Source organism: Nocardioides sp. Z21_20, assembly GCF_059766585.1.
The window spans coordinates 33,953-51,506 of the sequence record NZ_JCBAJX010000003.1 but is presented as its reverse complement, the minus strand read 5'-3'; the positions used below and the strand labels follow the sequence as shown (position 1 = coordinate 51,506).

The window sequence follows — 17,554 nt, the reverse complement described above, 5'->3', positions numbered from 1 at the left end:
AACCGCCCCGAGCTGGCACTCGAGGCGGCTAGTAGTCACTGGCTGGCGACTACTCATGAGTTTACGCAGACTCTCGACAACCCGTCACTCGGTGATGGCCGATGAAGAGCATCACCGTCACCCTCGGCCCGAGCTATGCCAACGTCGCCGGCTTCATGGCGCGGGAGCTGATCGTCCAGGCGGGTTGCGCCTCCCCGATGTGGTTGCCGCGCCTCAAGGTCTGGAACTGCTCCCGCCATCGGGGCCTGGACGTCATCGCGGCTGCGGAGCGTCGGGGATACGTGGTCACGGTGGCAGAAGAGGTGCCACCTAAGCCGAAGCCGGGGCCTGTCGCGCTCGGTGAGGCGATCGAGGAACTGGCTCTCTGGTGAGCGCCGAGCGCAGGCAGTGGGCGGCACGCATGATGGCGGCGGCCGAAGGTCATCCGATCCCTTACGGGTCACCGGAGTGGCTGGCGCTGCCTGATGCCGATCGCCGCAAGGTGGCTTCGGTCGTCCGCGCCGCTGAGAGCTGGGCTCGTGATGGAGACGAGCTCGAAGTGCGGTTGCTCGCGGAAGTCCTGGCCGGCAGCCGTGCCCACAAAGCTCTCGACGACGCTGAGTTCTTCGCCCGCCGTGACGAGCACCGCGAGTCATGGACGGGCCGTGGCTTCAAGCCTGACCCTCGCACGCTCGAGGACATTGCTCGCGAGTGGGAGCAGTGGGCCGCGGGGGAGCAGGCATGAAGCGCCCCAAGAAGCACCTCGAGAGCGTCGCGTGGGCACGCCACTACCAAGACGTCTGGCACGAGCGCTCGGGGAACCACCGACTGCCGCGCTGGCTGCGTGTGGTGGCTCTGGCCTACGGCTGCCACGACAACGACGGGCACGCCCGGTTCAAGCGCGGCGAGATCGCACTCGTCCTCGGCACCGTCGACCACGAGACCGGGGCCGTCGTGCCCCTGACTCGCCAGCGCGTCTCCGAGGCCGTCAAGCAGGCCGTGGACCTGGGCTTCCTCGGCGTCGGGTCCATCCCCATGTGCCTGATCGTGCCGGCCCACGACGTCAAGAAGGGGCCACTCGACACCCCATCGAAGCCCTGCCCCATCCACATCAGGAGAGCGGCATGACCGCCGAAACGTCACGGAAAAACCGTGACGTTAGGTCCGAAACGTCTCGGACAAACCGTGACGTTTCGACCGAATGTCACACCTCAAACGTGACGTTTCAGCCTGAGCCTTCTCTTTCTTTCTGCACCACCCACCGACCTCACACGGAAGGCAACCCCAACCCCATGACCATCCAGTCCTATTGGCTCGACTGCGCCCATCCCGGCTGCAACCGCGGGACGTTCGCGGACCCTCGCCACCTCGCCAACATCGCTGCCTCTGGCGGCTGGTACTGCGGCACCCACGACGAGGAGGCGTGATGAACGCCAAGCAGCTCGAGCTCATTCCTGACCAGATGCTCAGCGGTCGAGACACCGCCCGCCTTATCTGCTGGCTTCGGGAACGCGGCTGGCACATGACGCTCCTCGAGCTCGACAGCGAGCGGCGACGGAGAGGCATTCAGCGAGGACGACTCGACGCCGGTCCGCAGCAGACCACCCGCGCCACCCACGTGAGCACCACCAACTAAGGAGCACCCGATGCCCGCAAGCGAGGAGCACCCGATGACTGAGAACGATCCCGCCGAAGAGAGGCGCGCCTGGCTGCGCGAGCTGATCGCACGATCGCAGCCCCACTCGCGCCGCTTCATCTTCGCCCCCAAGCCGTCCACCACCGACAACAACAGGAGCAACTGATGCCCATCACCGCACACACCACCCTCTCCCAGGTCCGCCAGCACTTCCGCCACCTCGGACTCTCCATGCCGAGCAAGGTCGAGGCAGCCTTCGCCGACATCGACAACGCCACCCTGAAGTTCGATCCGGCCAATGCCGGCGGCGTGCTCGAAGCTGCGATGGCGGCACAGGTGGACGGACGCGACCCTGCCACTGACGAGGCGGTCCGAACCGCGCTCACACGGATGCTGCTCGTGCACCACTCCGGCGCGATCTCCGCGGCACAGGAGGGCAGGCAGGAGGACGCCCGCAAGGCGGCCCTGGTCAAGCACGCACCTGTGCTGATCGAGACCATGCGCCCCGTCGTGGAGGCTGCCGAGCACGACATCGCCAAGGCCCGGGAAGTGTTGGGGACGAGCACGCTGCGACTTGACGACCACAAGATGGTCAGCTCGCTGGACTCCACCCGGCTCGGACCTTGGGCAGTCGCTCGAGAGGCCCTGCTGCGAGTTGAGCGCGTCGAGGAAGCTTGGGTCTTCCTTGCCCTTGCGACCCGGCTGGCAGCCGTATCGGACGGCACCAAGGCCCTCATCGTGACGGATGTCGACGACCTCACGCCGATCTCCCAGCGGAGTCGAGGCTTCGACGTCGCTCACAACGTCACCAGCGCCCGGGCGGTCGTGGAGGCCGGCCTTTCCCTGTCGCTCGCGACCTTCGAGCAGTACCGAGACAGGGTCGCTGCGGTCAGTGAGCGTGAGCAGACCAATGCCGAGCGGGCTCGCGTGCGTGTGGAGCAGCAGCGGTTCCCGTCAAACACGATCCGCGTCCCGCAGGCGTCGGCCTGAGGAGAGGGGCGGGTGGCCCCCATCGGTCACCCGCTCCGCACCTCTTTGGCATAGGCGAAGACCCCCCACGGACTCCCCAAACAATCGGCCCTAGGAGGCCCAGAATGGCCGCAACGGCACCCAAACCACCCGGTGACCTGCAACGGTCTGGCCGCGCCTTGTGGCGCGCCGTGGTAGCCGACTTCGACCTTGACGAGCACGAGCGTCAGTTGCTCCACGAGACCTGCCGGACGCGTGACCTGTGTGACCGCTTGCAGACCGTGCTCGACGCCGAGGGCGTCATGAGCAGCTCTTCCCAAGGTGTCCGCGTTCACCCTGCGGCGGTGGAGCTTCGCCAGCAACGGATCGTGCTGGCTCGCTTGCTCGCGGCTCTCAATGTCCCGTCCGGAGAAGAGGAAGCGCCTAGTGCTAAGCCGCGTGGCGTCTATGCCATCCGTGGCGGCGCCGGATGAGACGCCGGCCCAAAGAGATCGCGAACGACCCCGATCGTCGCCCGTTGCATCTCACTCGCTATCGGACCGAGGACTGGATCGAGACCCCCGCGCCAGCCGACTCGGGCTTCAAGCCGGGGTGCACCGTCTGCGCCTACTGGCTCGCACAGGGCGAGTGGAGCGAGGCGCACCCCGACGCCCCACTCGACTTCGACTTCGACATGCCGGATGACCCATGGCATCCCGAGCTCATCTGACCAAGACCAATCCGGTTCCGCGCACCGGGCAACCGAAAGGAACCACCATGACGCAGGAAATGCAGGATGCCGGCCGCGGGATCGACCTCGCTCGCCGGGCGCTGATCGCCAAGAGCGAAGACGACGACGCTCGAGCCCTCTCGATCCTCAACGAGGCCAGGACCCTGGGTGAGCTCGGGTATGCCGCGGGTGTGCTGCTCTCGTGCACCTGGGACGCAGCGTTGCATATCAACAAGGGTGACAAGCGCAAGGCCGCAGGGCGTCTCCGGATGGCTGCCCAGCGACTCAACGAGTCCGCGGTGCTGGCTCAGGTCGAGCTGATCGTGCGAGACGCTGCGCGGGGTGATCTCGATGGCTGAGATCGGGACTGCGTTTGTCACGATCGCTCCGAGCCTAAGGGGCTTCGGTGGCACGATGAACCGCCAGCTCGGGGCCCCGGTCGATTCGGCTGGCAAGTCGGCCGGCAAGCGCTTCGGGGCTGCGTTCAAGGTAGGCGCTGCGGTAGCCGCGGTGGCAGTCACAGGCTTCCTCAAGGGCGCGGTCGACGAGGCGTCCGACCTATCCGAGTCGACGTCGAAGGTCGGCGTCGTCTTCGGCAAGTCGTCGGCGCAGATCGTCAAGGCATCCGAGACGGCTGCCAGGTCGATGGGTCTCACCAAGAGCGCCTACCTCGGCGCCACGGGCTCGCTGGGCAACCTGCTGGTCTCGCTCGACCTCGCGCCGAAGAAGGCCGCGGACATGTCGCAGCAGATGGTGAAGCTCGCGGGCGACCTTGCGTCGTTCAACAACGTCTCCCCCGAAGAGGCGTTGGCGGCCCTGCAGTCTGGCCTCACGGGCGAGACGGAGCCGCTGAAGAAGTTCGGCGTCAACATGAATGACGCCACGCTCAAGGCCGAGGCGCTCAAGATGGGCCTGATTGCCTCCACGAAGGAGGCGCTGGACCCGCAGACCAAGGCGCTCGCTGCCCAGGCGCTCATCATGAACCAGACGAAGACGGCTCAGGGCGACTTCGCCCGCACGTCTGGCGGGCTGGCCAACCAGCAGCGCATCCTCTCGGCGCAGTTCGGCGACCTTAAGGCGACCATCGGGACGGCGCTACTGCCCGTGGTCACACGCTTCGTGACGATGCTGAACAAGTCCGGCCCGGTGTTCACTCGCGCCGGCAAGGCGCTGCAGCCCTTCGGTGGGACGCTCCGCAAGATCGGCGCGGACGTCAAGGTGTTCGCCCAGCAGTTCTCGGCTCAAGTCGCCCCCGTGCTGGCTCGCGTGGGGCAGACGGTCCGCACCAACTTCCTGCCCGTGCTGCAGACGGTGGCCAGCGCCTTCCGCACCACGATCCTGCCTGCCGTGACGGCGCTGGCCACGTACCTGGCGTCCAAGATGCTCCCGGTCTTCCATCAGGTGACCGGCATCATCGCCAACAACGTGGTCCCGATCATCGCCCGCCTGGGCCAGTTCCTCTACGGCACGCTCTACCCGGCCGTCATGGGCATCGTCACTGCGGTCGCGAAGAACTTGCGCCCCGTCTTCGAGCAGCTCGTGAAGACGTACCAGGCACAGGTGCTCCCGGCCGTGCAGAAGCTGCTGGTGAAGTTCCGCGAGTGGCAGCCGACGCTCGAGAAGATCATCATGACGGTGCTCAAGTTCGTGGGCTCGGTGCTCAAGATCGCCTCGGCCATCCTCGGCAAGGTGCTCCCGCCGCTCATCAAGCTGGCGGGCTTCCTGATCGGCACCATGTTCCGCAACCTGGGCGTCATCATCACGGTGGTTCTCAAGGTCATCTCGAAGCTGATCGACTTCCGTGCGGCGCTCCTCAACGGCGCCAAGACGGTGCTGGACTTCGCCAAGAAGGTCGGCGATTCGATCGGCAAGGTGATCGGCTGGTTCCGGGATCTGCCGGGCAAGGTCACCAAGGCTGTCGGTGACCTGGGCACTCTGCTCAAGAACGCCGGCCGCGAGTTGATCCAGGGCCTGCTCGACGGCATCGACGAGAAGTTCGACGACCTCAAGGCCAAGGCCGGCAAGGTCGCGGGCGCGATCAAGGATCTGTTCCCTGGCTCGCCGGTCAAGAAGGGGCCGCTGACGTCGTGGAACCGCGGCGGCGGCGTCTCTGGCGCTGGCTACCGGCTCGCCGAGGGTCTCGCCAAGGGCATGGACGACGGCGCTCAGGGCGTCAAGAAGTCGGCCGAAAAGCTGGCGAAGAAACTGCGCGACACGATCCAGAAGAAGCTGGACGCCAAGTGGACGGTCTTCGACTCGTTGAAGTCGGAGTTCGCTTCGGTGCGCGAGTCCATCGCGGGTTCGTTCCAGTCTGGTTTCTTCGACGCAGCCACGGTGAGCGAGGCCCTGGCGAAGGGCTGGGAGCAGGTCACCAACGGGCAGGCGGTCGAGCAGGCTTTCGCGAAGCTGCGGAAGATGGGCGCCAAGAATGAGTTCCTGAACGGGCTGCTCGGCTCGGGGAACACGGCCCTGATCTTGGACTTCGCGCGCGGCGCCAAGGCGGACCTGCTCAACGCGCAGTCGATGTTCAACTCCACCAACGCGACTGCGGACCGAATCGGGTACGCGGCGGCGCAGGTCTTCGAGGTCAACGGCAAGCAGCTCAGCAAGTCGCTGCTCAGCCTGGAGAAGGAGATCCTCGCGCTGAACCGCCGGCTCGGCGGCAAGGGCGCGAAGGGCAAGGCGGTGGCGACCCCCAAGGCGACGGTGACGGGGCCGCGGGTGACGCGACCGCGGGTCACGCTGGCGGCGGCCTCGGTTCCGCAGGCGGCTCAGCAGCCGCGCCAGATCGTCATCCAGGGCGTCTCTGATCCGTCTCGTGCGGCTCAGGAAGTCATCCGTCGCGAGTCGTGGGCTGGGAGGGTTTGAGCCTTCGAACGCCGGCGTTCGATGAAGTACCCGCTAGTTAGCTAGCACCTGACAACAGAAGGCCCCCGCCACTTCGGATGGCGGGGGCCTTCTGTGCTGTCTGGGCCCTGGACTAGTGGCCCGGATCGGATTCAGGCACGCTCGCGAGGATGCGCGCTGCCGCCTCGATCTGCTGGGGCGTTGGTGGCGGCGCCGAGGCGGCCAACAAGGCGCCGGCCTCGCGAGGTGTCATCGTGGTCATGTCTCACTCCCAATCGTGATGGCCGGCCTCTCGAAGCCCGTCACGCACGGCTTCGAGAACGTGAATTGCACGCTCGACGATAGCCAGCCTGCTCTCCTCATCGGTCATGACGGAGACACTTCCGACGTGGTTGCCGGGAGTCCCGCCGTCGTGCTCCAGCATGAGCACCACCGGGTGCACGTCGTGGGCGCCGTGGACGTCCTGCTCAGTCCGTAGGTACTTGATCAGTCCCTCCGGGTCGGAGATGCCCGCGTTGAAGCTCACCGAGCGCCCCTCGGTGTCGGTGCGGTGGAATCCCTCGATGACGGTACGGGCGCCGCTCATGCCGTGACCGTCCTCTCGCACACAGCCGCGGCCTCGGAGACGGCGAGGGCCAGCGCGACGCTGAACTCTCGCGCCTGCGCCGGCGCCAGGACGTCCAGCGTCGGCTTGACCTTGACGTCGACCGTCGGAGCGTCCGTCTCGTAGACGCCTTCGGTTGCGTCGTCGTCCACGCTCGTGAGCATCAGTGCCTCGACGGTGAACAGGTCCGTCTTGGCGATGGTCTTGCTGCACACGAACGATCCGCCCCAGGTGAACTCGCCGGGGGAGTGGTCGACCTCGCACCACTCCACACACGGCGGATTGGGTGCACTGCGCCACCACGGCGCAGCGAGTTCGAGGGTAGGGGTAGCGCTTTCGGGCGCAGGGGTAGTACGTTCTGTCTCAGTCACTTACTTTCCCTTTCCAGAGGGACCTGGCCCCGGTGTTCCAGCACCGGGGTTTCTTCATGTCCGGGGGCGTTTCCAGGCGCCCAGCCGGCACGGTGATCTCACGTGACGCGTCACGTCGCGAGCGCTCAGCGGGCTGCCGGCGCACCACCCCCCTTCATGGCGTGGCAGTCCGCACAGAGTCCGCAGGACGTCCACAAACGCTCACCGGTGTTCACCGGGTCAGATAGCGTTGTCGCAGGTCGCGAGCGGTGGGGACTATGACAGTCACCGCTAGCCACCACGAGGGGCCACAAGAAGCAGAAGAAGGCCGCCGCCAAGGCCGCCCAGGGCCCCGCTCCGGGCCACTGACCCGGTAGCGGCGGGTGCCGCGCTCGGTGTCGAAACCGGGGTAGGGCGTCCGCCTCACCAGGGTCGTGGCAGAATACAACTCGCGGCAGTTGACGTTACCGGGCCTTGCCGCGCCCCTATGTCTTTCACGAGAGGTGTTCGTGTCCTCGAACCCACGCAAGACGCTCCCCGCCGAGGTGCTGGCGCACCCCGCCGTCGCCACCCTCATCGAACGCGGTACGCCCACCGGGACGGTCAGTCCGGATGAGGTCCGCCGGGCCAGCGAAGACGCTGCCGTCGAGCCACGCCACCTGAAGGCGTTGCTGGGTCACCTCAGCAGCCTCGGCATCTCGGTGCAGATCCCCGCCAGCACCGGGCGCGCAGTGGCCGCGTCGAGTGCGCGCAAGACGACGACGGCGCGAGCCGGGAAGTCGGGCGAGGCCGCGGCCAAGGCGCCGGTGAAGAAGACGGCCGCCAAGAAGGCGAGCGCAGCGAAGCCCGATCCCGAGGTCGCCGTCGAGGTGGCAGCCGCCGTGCTGGCCCCCCTCGTGGTCGGCCCCGACGGGAAGAAGGTCCTCCCCGACATTCCCGACGAGGAGTTCGAGAAGGACGTCAAGACGGACCCGACGATCGTCGCGGACGAGAAGCAGGCGACGTTCGTCGTCTCGGCCGCCGACGAGACCGACGAGCCCGAGCAGCAGGTCATGGTCGCCGGCGCCACCGCCGACCCGGTCAAGGACTACCTCAAGCAGATCGGCAAGGTCCCCCTCCTCAACGCCGAGATGGAGGTCGAGCTGGCCAAGCGGATCGAGGCCGGCCTCTTCTCGGAGGAGAAGCTGGCCAAGGGCGGCAAGATCAGCGCCAAGGTCCAGGAGGAGCTCGAGTGGATCTCCGAGGACGGGCGTCGCGCCAAGAACCACCTGCTCGAGGCCAACCTGCGTCTCGTGGTCTCCCTGGCCAAGCGCTACACCGGTCGCGGCATGCTCTTCCTGGACCTGATCCAGGAGGGCAACCTCGGTCTGATCCGCGCGGTCGAGAAGTTCGACTACACCAAGGGCTACAAGTTCTCCACCTACGCGACCTGGTGGATCCGGCAGGCGATCACCCGCGCCATGGCCGACCAGGCGCGGACCATCCGCATCCCGGTGCACATGGTCGAGGTCATCAACAAGCTGGCCCGCGTGCAGCGCCAGATGCTGCAGGACCTGGGTCGCGAGCCCACCCCGGAGGAGCTCGCCAAGGAGCTCGACATGACCCCCGAGAAGGTCATCGAGGTGCAGAAGTACGGCCGGGAGCCGATCTCGCTGCACACGCCCCTGGGTGAGGACGGCGACTCCGAGTTCGGCGACCTGATCGAGGACTCCGAGGCGATCGTGCCCGCGGACGCGGTCTCGTTCACGCTGCTGCAGGAGCAGCTGCACGCCGTCCTCGACACGCTCTCCGAGCGGGAGGCCGGCGTGGTCAGCATGCGCTTCGGGCTGACCGACGGCCAGCCCAAGACGCTCGACGAGATCGGCAAGGTCTACGGCGTGACGCGCGAGCGGATCCGTCAGATCGAGTCCAAGACGATGTCGAAGCTGCGTCACCCCTCGCGCTCGCAGGTGCTGCGCGACTACCTGGACTGACCCGCTCCTCGACGAGACCCCCTCGCCGCTCAGCTCTTGAGCGGCGAGGGGGTCTCGTCGTTTCCGGGCCGCGACCCGGTGGCCCCGGGCGGGACGAAAAACGGTTGTACGGCGGGCGCGGGGGAGTCGCATGCTGGGGCGAAGCGCACCACCCCCCAGGAAGGAACCGCCATGACCAGCCCCCGCATCAGCCCCCGCAGTCGAGCCGCACGCCCCGCCCGGCGTCGCCGTACCGTGGCGGGCCTCCTGGCGGCCGGAGCCGTCGCCTCCATGGTCCAGATCGCACCGGTGCAGGCCCAGGCCCAGGCGCCGCGCGAGAGCGCCAGCGCCGCACGTGCGACCGCGGTCTTCACCGACGCCGCCGGCGACATCGCCCACGGGGCCGACCTCAGGCGGGTCCGCGTCGTCAACGCGAACGAGGTCCGGGTCCGCGTCACCCACGCCGACCTGCGACGCAGCTGGCGCAGCGGCAGCAGCCTGACCGTCTACTTCGACACCGATCGAGGCCAGGCCGGCCCCGAGTTCGCCTTCGCGGGCGGCACCTTCCAGGGCACGGACTACGCGCTGGTGCGCACCGACGGCTGGCGCCTGCGCAGTGGTGGCACGCCGAGCCGCTGCACCTACGACATGACCCTCGACTACGCCGCCGACACCGCCCTGATCCGCATCGCGCGCCGGTGCCTGGGGCTGCCCGAGGGGCTGCGCGTCGCGGTGAGGACCGCCGGGGAGCAGCCGGACGGCGACACCGTGGTGGACTGGCTGGGACGCCGCCGTCAGCTCACTCGCCTGGTCGCGCGCGACTGACGGAGCGGTTGGCTCAGGTCGCGAGGACCCCGCCCACCCAGACCAGGGTGGCGGCGGTCGCTGCGGTGAGCTCGATCAGGATGCTGGCCCCCACGGCCTTGAGCGCGGAGACCGTGGCGGGCCAGGCGGCGCCGGAGCCGACCCGGCGCAGCTCCGCGAGGTAGACGCCCACCACGAAGCCGACCAGCAGACCGACGACCGGGATCACGAAGAACCCGACGACGGCGCCGGCGGCGCCCAGCCAGAGCGTGGACCCGGGCACGCCGGCGGTCTTCATCTGGCGTCCCGGGAGCAGGTACTTCACGACCGTCCCGGCGGCCAGCAGGGCGGTCGCCACGGCGAAGCAGACCCAGGCGGTGGGACCGCCGACCTCGACGGCCCAGACCAGGATCGCGCCGAGGACCAGGACTGTGCCCGGGAGCACCGGGACGATGATGCCGACCAAGCCGACGAGGATGACCAGGGCGACGCCGACTTCGAGGAGACTCACGGGGTCAGCCTGTCACAGCCGCCCGCACCGCTCGGGTCACGGATCGCGCCGACATGCAGAACGACCCCGGACCAGCAGGTCCGGGGCCGTTCGCAGTCTGGGATCAGTCGGCGGTAATCGGGAGACTCAAGACGGGTTGCTCTCGAGCTTGTGCGTCTCGTCCACGACAGCGACGGCGACCTCGCGAAGCTTGTCGCCGTGCTCGCGGGCGTGGTGGGCGCAGAAAAGGAGCTCGCCGCCAGCCTGCAGCTCTACACGGAGGTAGGCCTGGGCTCCGCAACGGTCACAACGGTCAGCCGCAGTCAAGGCGGCAGTGCTGGGGGCAACTGCAGTGGTCACATCGGCCTCATTTCTCTCCATCGTCGTCTGGTCCAACGTAGCGTCCGGGATAAAAGATTCCGTGCGGCTAGGTGTTCCGGACCACTCCATCCAACCACGGGACTCCTACCCAGTCTCGCACTGCTCAACCCTCGACCGCGGACCCCCCGGGAGGCATGCGACTCGAACGCCGATTGCGGAACTGTAGCGGCCCGTCGGTGAGGGGCGCGGTAGGCGTGCCTTCGCGAAGGTTCGGCGCGTCGCGGGTAGATTCGGGCGCGACGACGACGAGCTGGACAGGAATCACGTGGCAGGCACGATCAAGACCGCTGACAACGGGAGCAAGAAGATCGACAACACCTACAACGCGGCGCACCTGCTGGTCCTGGAGGGCCTCGAGGCGGTGCGCAAGCGTCCCGGCATGTACATCGGCTCGACGGACACCCGCGGCCTCATGCACTGCCTGTGGGAGATCATCGACAACGGCGTGGACGAGGCGCTCGCCGGCGCCGCCACCCGGATCGAGGTGACCCTGCACGCCGACGACTCCGTCGAGGTCTACGACGACGGCCGCGGCATCCCGGTCGACAAGGAGCCCAAGACGGGGCTGCCCGGTGTCGAGGTGATCTTCACCAAGCTGCACGCCGGCGGGAAGTTCGGCGGCGGCTCGTACGTCGCCACCGGCGGCCTGCACGGCGTGGGCGCCTCGGTGGTCAACGCGCTCTCCTCGCGCCTCGACGTCGACGTCGACCGCTCGCCCGCCCAGCAGGGGATGTCCTTCCAGCGCGGCGCGCCGGGCGTCTTCGACGGCGAGGGACCCGGCCGGCCGTTCACGCCGCAGTCGGGGCTGACCCGCAAGGGCAAGCGGGTGGCCAAGGGCAAGTCCGGCACCCGGATCCGCTTCTGGCCCGACCGCCAGATCTTCACCCGCGACGCGACGTTCGTCTACGACGAGCTGATCACCCGCGCCCGCCAGACGTCGTTCATCGTGCCCGGGCTCGAGCTGGTCATCCGCGACCTGCGCGGCGAGGAGCCGGTCGCGGAGAGCTTCCGCCACGACGGCGGCATCGCCGAGTTCACCGAGTTCCTCTCCAGCGGGGAGCCGGTCACCGACGTGCTGCGGCTGCAGGGCCAGGGCAGCTTCACCGAGACCGTGCCGTTGCTCGACGACCTGGGGCACATGACGCCGCAGGAGGTGCAGCGCGAGCTGGTCGTCGACGTCGCCGTGCGCTGGAACACCGGCTACGACACGGAGCTGCGCTCCTTCGTCAACGTCATCGCCACGCCCAAGGGCGGCACCCACCTCAGCGGCTTCGAGCAGGCGGTCACCAAGACGTTCAACGAGGTGATGAAGCAGACCAAGGTGCTCAAGGTCAACGACGCGGACGTGATCAAGGACGACGTGCTCGAGGGGATGACCGCGGTGGTCGCGGTCCGCCTCGCCGAGCCGCAGTTCGAGGGGCAGACCAAGGAGATCCTCGGCACGCCCGCCGCGCGCTCCGTCGTACGCAACGTGGTCGCCAAGGAGCTCAAGGAGTTCCTGACCTCCTCCAAGCGCGTCGAGAAGGCGCAGGCCAAGCTGGTCATGGAGAAGGTCCTGGGGGCCTCCAAGACCCGGCTGGCGGCTCGGCAGCACAAGGAGACGCAGCGCCGCAAGAACGCGCTGGAGTCCTCGGCGCTGCCGGCCAAGCTCGCGGACTGCCGGGCGGCCGACAACGACCGCACCGAGCTGTTCATCGTGGAGGGCGACTCCGCGCTCGGCACCGCGAAGCTGGCCCGCAACTCCGAGTTCCAGGCGCTGCTGCCGATCCGGGGCAAGATCCTGAACGTGCAGAAGGCCTCGGTCGGCGACATGCTCAAGAACGTCGAGTGCGCCTCGATCATCCAGGTCGTCGGCGCCGGCTCGGGGCGCACCTTCGACATCGAGGCCGCCCGCTACGGCCGGATCATCTTCATGGCCGACGCCGACTCCGACGGCGCCCACATCCGGTGCCTGCTCGCGACGCTGTTCTTCAAGTACATGCCCGACCTGATCGCCCAGGGCCGGGTCTACTCGGCGGTGCCGCCGTTGCACCGCATCGAGCTGTCCAACCCCAAGAAGGGGATGGACAAGTACGTCTACACCTACTCCGACGACGAGCTGCAGCGGAAGCTGGCGGAGCTGAAGAAGAAGGGCGTGCGCTGGAAGGACCCCGTCCAGCGCTACAAGGGCCTCGGCGAGATGGACGCCGACCAGCTGGCGGAGACCACCATGGACCCCCGTCACCGGACCCTGCGCCGCATCACCGTCGACGACGCCGACGCAGCCGCCAAGGTCTTCGAGCTGCTGATGGGCTCCGACGTCGCTCCCCGCAAGGAGTTCATCGTCCAGGGGGCCTACGAGGTGGACGTGGAGGCGCTGGACGCCTGAGTCTGGGCTGGGCGGCCTCCAGGCCGCCGTTTGGTCCCCAACGGCGTGATTTCGACGTCGCGAGGGTCCGTCTCTGACCAAACGGCGGCCCTGGCGGTGCTGCCTGGCGAGCGGCGCCCGCGGGCGGCGCTGCGTCGTACGACGGCAGTGCCTCGCCGCCGGCACCCATCCAGGGGGAGTGGGCGGTCCCGGCCCTGAGGGACAGCGGCGCTGGGTCCCTGGAGGGGCCGGGACGTCACCGAATGGTCAGAAACGGCATGCCATTCACCGTATTTGCGTCCGTTGGGGACCAAACGGCGAGCCCGGGCGGTGCTGCCTGGTGCGCGTGGCGTCCGCGGGCGGGGGGCGCTGCGTCGTACGACGGCAGTGCCTCGCCGCCGGGGCCCGTCCAGGGGAGTGGGCGGTCCCGGCCCGGAGGGGACGGTGCTGGGTCCCTGGAGGGGCCGGGACGTCACCGAATGGTCAGAAACGGCATGCCATTCACCGTATTTGCATCCGTTGGGGACCAAACGGCGTCGACGCGGTGGCCGTTTCGGGGAAGCGGGCGCAGCGGCCGACGCGGGCGGGTCAGACGTGCTGCTCGACGCGCCCGGTGTCGACGTCGTAGATGAAGCCGCCGACCTTGACGGTGTCGGGGATCAGCGGGTGGGAGGTGACCCGGTGGACGTCCTCGCGCAGGGTCTCCACCTGGTTGGTGACCACGTTGAAGGACTGCCAGGTCACGTCCATGCCAGCGGACTCGCCGACCTTCTCGTGGAGCTCGTCCTCGGTGTTGCTGGCCACCGCGCACCGGGTGTGCGGCACGATCAGGATGCGGTCGACACCCAGCAGGTGCGCGCCCAGGACCAGCGCCTCGAGGGCGGCGTCGGTGACGCGGCCGCCGGGGTTGCGGAAGATCTTGGCGTCGCCGTGGCGGAGCCCGAACATCGCGAGCGGGTCGATGCGCGAGTCCATGCACGTGACGAGGGCGACGCCGGCATGGGCCTTGCCGTCGAACCCGCCGAGGCGGAAGGTGCTGGCGAACTGCTCGTTGGCTGCGATCAAGTCGTCGAAATCTGCGTTCACGAGCACGAACGCTAGCCCAGGCGCCCCGGCGGCCTGCCAGCACGTCCACCTAGGGTGACGCCATGGCCCTCACCAGACGCAAGCTCCTGCTGGCGGGCGCGGGATCGGCCTGCGTCGTCGTGGCCGGATCGGGCGCCCTCGTCGAGTACGACGTGCTGCCGGGCCGCACCCGGGCCCACGAGCTGCTGGGCCTCAACGGCGACCCCGGTCGGATCCCGCAGGTCGAGCCGGGGCCGCGGCTCACCGGGACCCTCCCGTCGCGCCGCGTGCCCGACGACCCGTCCTGGACCGTCGCCTACCCGCCCGGTGCCTCCCCGGGGGACCGGCTGCCGGTCGTCCTGGCCCTGCACGGGGCCGACATGCGCGCGGAGACGCTGCTCGCCCGGCTGGGTCTGGACCGGTTCCTCGCCGCATCGGGGCTCGGCGTCGCGGTGGCCGCGGTCGACGGCGGCCGGGACTACTGGCACGCCCGCGAGAGCGGCCGCGACCCGGGGGCGATGGTGCTCGAGGAGCTCGTCCCGTTCCTGGCCGAGCAGGGGCTCGACGTGCGGCGACCGGCGTTCTGGGGCTGGTCGATGGGCGGCTTCGGCGCGATGCTGCTCGCGGCTCGGCGCCAGGCCGCCGGGCACGAGGTGGGCCCGGTGCTGGCCGTCAGCCCCGCCATCTGGGACAGCGCCGAGCAGGCCAACGCGGGGGCGTTCGACGGGGAGGACGACTTCCGCGCGTGCATGGAGCTGGTGGAGGCCGACGCCCGTCCGCGCACCCGCGTCGACTGCGGCTCCGGCGACCCGTTCTACCGCAACGTCGTGGACTTCTGCGAGCGCGAGGACGTGGAGACCCGCTTCGACCCGGGGGCCCACGACGCGGACTACTGGACCCGGATGGTGCCGTCCCAGCTGGCCTGGCTGGGCCGCGGCGTCACCGGCTGAAGCCGGCCAGCGGCCCCGACGTCTGCGGGGTACGGGTCTGCGCCCCGCGGAACAGGGCCAGCGCCAGCACCGCGGCGACCACGGCGCACACCGCGGCCCCCTGGAAGACCGTGTGCTCCTGGGCGATGCCCGCCTCCTTGAGCAGCAGCGTGAAGGCGTCACAGCGGCTGGAGCCGCCGCAGACCTCGCGGATCGGGGGCAGGTCGGCCTGCTCCGCGTAGTAGCGGCGCAGCCCGAGGGTGGTCAGCGCCGAGATGCCGACCAGCATGCCGACCATCCGGGCCACCACCACCATCGCGCTGGTCAGCCCGTGCACGGCGTCGGCGGTGCTGGCCAGCACCGCCGCGTTGACCGGAGCCAGCGCCAGCCCGAAGCCCAGCCCGGTGAGCACCAGCGTCACGTTGGAGGCGGCGCCCTCCAGTGAGGTCAGCCCCCAGGTGCTCATCCACCAGAAGCCGGCCGCGGTCATCAGCATGCCGACGGCGGTGATCGGCCCGGCGTCCACGCGCCGCAGGAGGTAGCCGCCGAGCACCGCGCCCACCGGGAGCGCGATCAGGAACCGGACCAGCACCAGCGCGGCCATCAGCTGGGAGTCGGAGTGGACGGTGGTGCGGGCGAACAGCGGGATGTCGATCAGCGCGGCGATGAGCGCGGCGCCCACGAAGAAGCTGACCAGCAGCGAGCCCCACGCCGCGGTGGCCGCCATGGCGCCGGGCGGCACCAGGGGACGGGGCGTACGGTGCAGGTGCAGCACGAAGCCGGCGGCGCCCAGCGCCGCCCCCAGCAGGTACCAGTGCCCCTGGTCGGAGAAGACGGCGACCTCGGGGTCGGCCGTCGCGAAGGCGAGGATCACCCCGCCGAGAGCGACCGCGAGGAGCACCGCGCCGACCAGGTCCGCCTCCCTCATGCTGCGCGCCCAGCCGCGGACGTCGACGAGCGGGCGCCGGGCGGTGGCGCAGCGCACGACGAGGCCGAGGGCGGCGGCCATCGCGACCACGCCGATCGGGGTCAGCCAGCGGCCGTCGCCGGTGTAGGGCACGAAGAGCTCACCCCAGGTGAGGTCGCGCAGCAGGGGGGCCGGTCGGACGAAGACGAGACCACCCGCGACGAGGGCGACCACGGCGAGCAGCGCGCCGAGCAGGTCGGGCCGCCCGGGTCGCGGCGGATCGTCCGGCGGGACCGGGCGGTCGGTCGGCGCGACCCGCCCCAGCCCGCGCACCGCCGCGGCGAGGACCAGGCCGACCGCCAGGTTCAGCGCGAAGATCGCCCGCCAGTCGGCCACGGAGAGGATCACCGCGCCCAGCAGCGGGCCCAGCACCGAGCCGATCTCCTGGACCGCCGAGACCAGCCCCAGCGGCACGCCGCGGCGCTCGACCGGGTAGAGGTCGGCCACCAGCGCCAGCGTGGCGGGCACCAGCCCGCCGCCACCGACGCCCTGGAAGAACCGGCCCACCACCATGCTCGGCATGTCGTAGGCGAGCGCGGTGACCAGCGAGCCGAGCGCGAACACGACCAGCGCCATCACCAGCACCGGCACCCGGCCGCGCAGGTCGGCGATCCGACCGATCAGCGGCAGCATCGCCACGTAGCCGAGCAGGAAGCCCGAGACGATCGGGGCGGCCCGCTGCAGCTCGTCGAGGGGGATGCCGACGCTGCCCATCATCTCGGGCAGCGCGAGCACCACGACGTAGGTGTCCGCGGCCGCGAAGGCCACTGCGACAGCAGCCAGCCCGAGCAGGATCCGGGCCTGGCGGGTCATGGGGCGCTGATGTCCTTGTCCGTGCCGTACTCGTCGAACCCGATGGTGTAGGTCATCGACTCGGTGTCGGGGTAGAAGACCCCGGTCAGCACGACCTTGCGGAGCTCGTCGTCGTCGGTGATCGTGTACGTCGCGTCGAAGTCGCCCGAGGCGCTGGGGATCACGTTGGCCACGACGTCGCCGGGCACGGTGCCGGTGTAGGTGGTGAGGATCTCGTCGTTGTCGGCCCCGCCGCGCTCCTGGTCGCCCTTCTTCAGGTCCTCGGTGGCCGGCAGCAGCGAGGAGAACCCGTTGTCGGTGCTCATCAGGTCCGCGGGGTCCGGCGCGCCGTACTCGGCCGGGTCGATGTCGGACCAGCCGGAGGTGAACGGCAGCTGGGCGTAGACGGTGTCGTCGACGGCGACGATCGGGACCTCGGGGGTGAGACCCGCGTAGGCCACCGTGATCGTGCCGTCGAACGCGGGCGCGTGGGTGCCGATGCCCTCGGCGGCGGTGATGCCCTGCACCCCGTCGGGCAGCTCCTCGGCCGACAGGTCGATGTGCACGCCCGAGGTCTCGTCGAGGGTCTCCTTCGCCTGCGCGAGGACCTCCTCGGGGGTGGTGTCGTCGGCGGTCTCGGAGTCGTCGCCGGCGCACCCGGCGAGGGCGGCGGTGCTCAGGAGGGCAGCGGAGACGAGGGCGGCCCGCAGGGCCGATGGGTAGCGCGGCATGG

22 protein-coding genes are annotated in these 17,554 nt (G+C 69.4%); 15 read left to right on the top strand and 7 right to left on the bottom strand.

Annotated features, from left to right (window positions below; all coding sequences use genetic code 11):
• Positions 1–101 precede the first annotated feature (101 nt).
• From AC6EH9_RS06740 to AC6EH9_RS06690, 11 genes are all read left to right on the top strand, one after another.
• Positions 102–371, top strand: a complete 270-nt coding sequence (locus AC6EH9_RS06740; RefSeq protein WP_498421736.1) for a hypothetical protein — start codon at positions 102–104, stop codon at positions 369–371.
• The gene (locus AC6EH9_RS06735; protein ID WP_498421735.1) at positions 368–724 is read left to right on the top strand and encodes a DUF2742 domain-containing protein; all 357 of its coding nucleotides are present in this window, start codon (positions 368–370) and stop codon (positions 722–724) included. The genes AC6EH9_RS06740 and AC6EH9_RS06735 overlap by 4 nt, the downstream gene beginning before the upstream one ends.
• Positions 721–1,107 carry a hypothetical protein gene (locus tag AC6EH9_RS06730; RefSeq protein ID WP_498421734.1) on the top strand — a complete coding sequence of 129 codons (387 nt, stop codon included), beginning with the start codon at positions 721–723 and terminating at the stop codon, positions 1,105–1,107. The genes AC6EH9_RS06735 and AC6EH9_RS06730 overlap by 4 nt, the downstream gene beginning before the upstream one ends.
• Before the next feature lie 164 nt (positions 1,108–1,271).
• Entirely contained in the window at positions 1,272–1,406 is a 135-nt protein-coding gene (locus AC6EH9_RS06725) for a hypothetical protein (RefSeq protein WP_498421733.1), read from the top strand.
• The gene (locus AC6EH9_RS06720; RefSeq protein ID WP_498421732.1) at positions 1,406–1,615 is read left to right on the top strand and encodes a hypothetical protein; all 210 of its coding nucleotides are present in this window, start codon (positions 1,406–1,408) and stop codon (positions 1,613–1,615) included. The genes AC6EH9_RS06725 and AC6EH9_RS06720 overlap by 1 nt, the downstream gene beginning before the upstream one ends.
• Positions 1,616–1,649: 34 nt before the next feature.
• Complete coding sequence (locus AC6EH9_RS06715) at positions 1,650–1,781, top strand: hypothetical protein (RefSeq protein ID WP_498421731.1); 132 nt, start codon at positions 1,650–1,652, stop codon at positions 1,779–1,781.
• Positions 1,781–2,605, top strand: a complete 825-nt coding sequence (locus AC6EH9_RS06710) for a hypothetical protein (protein ID WP_498421730.1) — start codon at positions 1,781–1,783, stop codon at positions 2,603–2,605. Before AC6EH9_RS06715 ends, AC6EH9_RS06710 begins: the two co-directional genes overlap by 1 nt.
• A gap of 104 nt (positions 2,606–2,709) precedes the next feature.
• Positions 2,710–3,057 carry a hypothetical protein gene (locus tag AC6EH9_RS06705; protein ID WP_498421729.1) on the top strand — a complete coding sequence of 116 codons (348 nt, stop codon included), beginning with the start codon at positions 2,710–2,712 and terminating at the stop codon, positions 3,055–3,057.
• A 44-nt stretch (positions 3,058–3,101) separates the two neighbouring features.
• A complete protein-coding gene (locus AC6EH9_RS06700) occupies positions 3,102–3,293 on the top strand; it encodes a hypothetical protein (RefSeq protein WP_498421728.1) in 192 nt (63 codons plus the stop codon).
• A gap of 47 nt (positions 3,294–3,340) precedes the next feature.
• Entirely contained in the window at positions 3,341–3,652 is a 312-nt protein-coding gene (locus tag AC6EH9_RS06695) for a hypothetical protein (protein WP_498421727.1), read from the top strand.
• Positions 3,653–3,707: 55 nt separating this feature from the next.
• Positions 3,708–6,161, top strand: a complete 2,454-nt coding sequence (locus AC6EH9_RS06690) for a phage tail protein (RefSeq protein WP_498421726.1) — start codon at positions 3,708–3,710, stop codon at positions 6,159–6,161.
• A 244-nt stretch (positions 6,162–6,405) separates the two neighbouring features.
• Here AC6EH9_RS06690 and AC6EH9_RS06685 read toward each other — a convergent pair whose 3' ends face one another.
• Entirely contained in the window at positions 6,406–6,726 is a 321-nt protein-coding gene (locus AC6EH9_RS06685; RefSeq protein ID WP_498421725.1) for a hypothetical protein, read from the bottom strand.
• Positions 6,723–6,959 carry a hypothetical protein gene (locus AC6EH9_RS06680; protein ID WP_498421724.1) on the bottom strand — a complete coding sequence of 79 codons (237 nt, stop codon included), beginning with the start codon at positions 6,957–6,959 and terminating at the stop codon, positions 6,723–6,725. The genes AC6EH9_RS06685 and AC6EH9_RS06680 overlap by 4 nt, the downstream gene beginning before the upstream one ends.
• 638 nt (positions 6,960–7,597) lie before the next feature.
• Between AC6EH9_RS06680 and AC6EH9_RS06675 the strand changes: the two genes are divergently transcribed.
• Positions 7,598–9,067 (top strand): RNA polymerase sigma factor, encoded by a 1,470-nt coding sequence (locus AC6EH9_RS06675; RefSeq protein ID WP_498421723.1) that lies wholly within the window; start codon positions 7,598–7,600, stop codon positions 9,065–9,067.
• Between the two features lie 171 nt (positions 9,068–9,238).
• A complete protein-coding gene (locus AC6EH9_RS06670; protein WP_498421722.1) occupies positions 9,239–9,871 on the top strand; it encodes a hypothetical protein in 633 nt (210 codons plus the stop codon).
• Positions 9,872–9,884: 13 nt separating this feature from the next.
• Here AC6EH9_RS06670 and AC6EH9_RS06665 read toward each other — a convergent pair whose 3' ends face one another.
• Positions 9,885–10,361 (bottom strand): DUF456 domain-containing protein, encoded by a 477-nt coding sequence (locus AC6EH9_RS06665; RefSeq protein WP_498421721.1) that lies wholly within the window; start codon positions 10,359–10,361, stop codon positions 9,885–9,887.
• A 126-nt stretch (positions 10,362–10,487) separates the two neighbouring features.
• The gene (locus AC6EH9_RS06660) at positions 10,488–10,721 is read right to left on the bottom strand and encodes a DUF7455 domain-containing protein (protein ID WP_460798842.1); all 234 of its coding nucleotides are present in this window, start codon (positions 10,719–10,721) and stop codon (positions 10,488–10,490) included.
• 265 nt (positions 10,722–10,986) lie between these two features.
• Here AC6EH9_RS06660 and AC6EH9_RS06655 point away from each other — a divergent pair, with 265 nt between their 5' ends.
• Positions 10,987–13,089: a DNA gyrase/topoisomerase IV subunit B gene (locus AC6EH9_RS06655; protein ID WP_498421720.1), complete on the top strand. Its 2,103-nt coding sequence runs from the start codon at positions 10,987–10,989 to the stop codon at positions 13,087–13,089.
• Between the two features lie 567 nt (positions 13,090–13,656).
• Here AC6EH9_RS06655 and AC6EH9_RS06650 read toward each other — a convergent pair.
• Positions 13,657–14,154, bottom strand: a complete 498-nt coding sequence (locus tag AC6EH9_RS06650) for a beta-class carbonic anhydrase (RefSeq protein WP_498421719.1) — start codon at positions 14,152–14,154, stop codon at positions 13,657–13,659.
• Positions 14,155–14,216: 62 nt separating this feature from the next.
• Here AC6EH9_RS06650 and AC6EH9_RS06645 point away from each other — a divergent pair, with 62 nt between their 5' ends.
• Positions 14,217–15,083, top strand: coding sequence for an alpha/beta hydrolase (locus tag AC6EH9_RS06645; protein ID WP_498421718.1), 867 nt, complete (start codon positions 14,217–14,219; stop codon positions 15,081–15,083).
• On the opposite strand, the gene AC6EH9_RS06640 is transcribed toward AC6EH9_RS06645, so the two are convergent.
• Together AC6EH9_RS06640 and AC6EH9_RS06635 are read right to left on the bottom strand one after the other, a co-directional pair.
• Positions 15,073–16,842, bottom strand: a complete 1,770-nt coding sequence (locus AC6EH9_RS06640; RefSeq protein WP_498421717.1) for an MFS transporter — start codon at positions 16,840–16,842, stop codon at positions 15,073–15,075. The genes AC6EH9_RS06645 and AC6EH9_RS06640 overlap by 11 nt on opposite strands.
• On the bottom strand, positions 16,839–17,552 hold the full coding sequence (locus tag AC6EH9_RS06635; protein ID WP_498421716.1) for an LppX_LprAFG lipoprotein: 714 nt from the start codon (positions 17,550–17,552) through the stop codon (positions 16,839–16,841). The genes AC6EH9_RS06640 and AC6EH9_RS06635 overlap by 4 nt, the downstream gene beginning before the upstream one ends.
• Between the last annotated feature and the right edge of the window lie 2 nt (positions 17,553–17,554).

Coding starts and splice junctions, on each gene's coding strand:
- AC6EH9_RS06690 (WP_498421726.1), top strand. CDS start 3,708: ATGAACCGCCAGCTCGGGGCCCCGGTCGATTCGGCTGGCAAGTCGGCC.
- AC6EH9_RS06720 (WP_498421732.1), top strand. CDS start 1,406: ATGAACGCCAAGCAGCTCGAGCTCATTCCTGACCAGATGCTCAGCGGT.
- AC6EH9_RS06710 (WP_498421730.1), top strand. CDS start 1,781: ATGCCCATCACCGCACACACCACCCTCTCCCAGGTCCGCCAGCACTTC.
- AC6EH9_RS06715 (WP_498421731.1), top strand. CDS start 1,650: ATGACTGAGAACGATCCCGCCGAAGAGAGGCGCGCCTGGCTGCGCGAG.
- AC6EH9_RS06730 (WP_498421734.1), top strand. CDS start 721: ATGAAGCGCCCCAAGAAGCACCTCGAGAGCGTCGCGTGGGCACGCCAC.
- AC6EH9_RS06695 (WP_498421727.1), top strand. CDS start 3,341: ATGACGCAGGAAATGCAGGATGCCGGCCGCGGGATCGACCTCGCTCGC.
- AC6EH9_RS06725 (WP_498421733.1), top strand. CDS start 1,272: ATGACCATCCAGTCCTATTGGCTCGACTGCGCCCATCCCGGCTGCAAC.
- AC6EH9_RS06640 (WP_498421717.1), bottom strand. CDS start 16,842: ATGACCCGCCAGGCCCGGATCCTGCTCGGGCTGGCTGCTGTCGCAGTG.
- AC6EH9_RS06705 (WP_498421729.1), top strand. CDS start 2,710: ATGGCCGCAACGGCACCCAAACCACCCGGTGACCTGCAACGGTCTGGC.
- AC6EH9_RS06635 (WP_498421716.1), bottom strand. CDS start 17,552: ATGCCGCGCTACCCATCGGCCCTGCGGGCCGCCCTCGTCTCCGCTGCC.
- AC6EH9_RS06670 (WP_498421722.1), top strand. CDS start 9,239: ATGACCAGCCCCCGCATCAGCCCCCGCAGTCGAGCCGCACGCCCCGCC.
- AC6EH9_RS06685 (WP_498421725.1), bottom strand. CDS start 6,726: ATGAGCGGCGCCCGTACCGTCATCGAGGGATTCCACCGCACCGACACC.
- AC6EH9_RS06645 (WP_498421718.1), top strand. CDS start 14,217: ATGGCCCTCACCAGACGCAAGCTCCTGCTGGCGGGCGCGGGATCGGCC.
- AC6EH9_RS06740 (WP_498421736.1), top strand. CDS start 102: ATGAAGAGCATCACCGTCACCCTCGGCCCGAGCTATGCCAACGTCGCC.
- AC6EH9_RS06660 (WP_460798842.1), bottom strand. CDS start 10,721: ATGGAGAGAAATGAGGCCGATGTGACCACTGCAGTTGCCCCCAGCACT.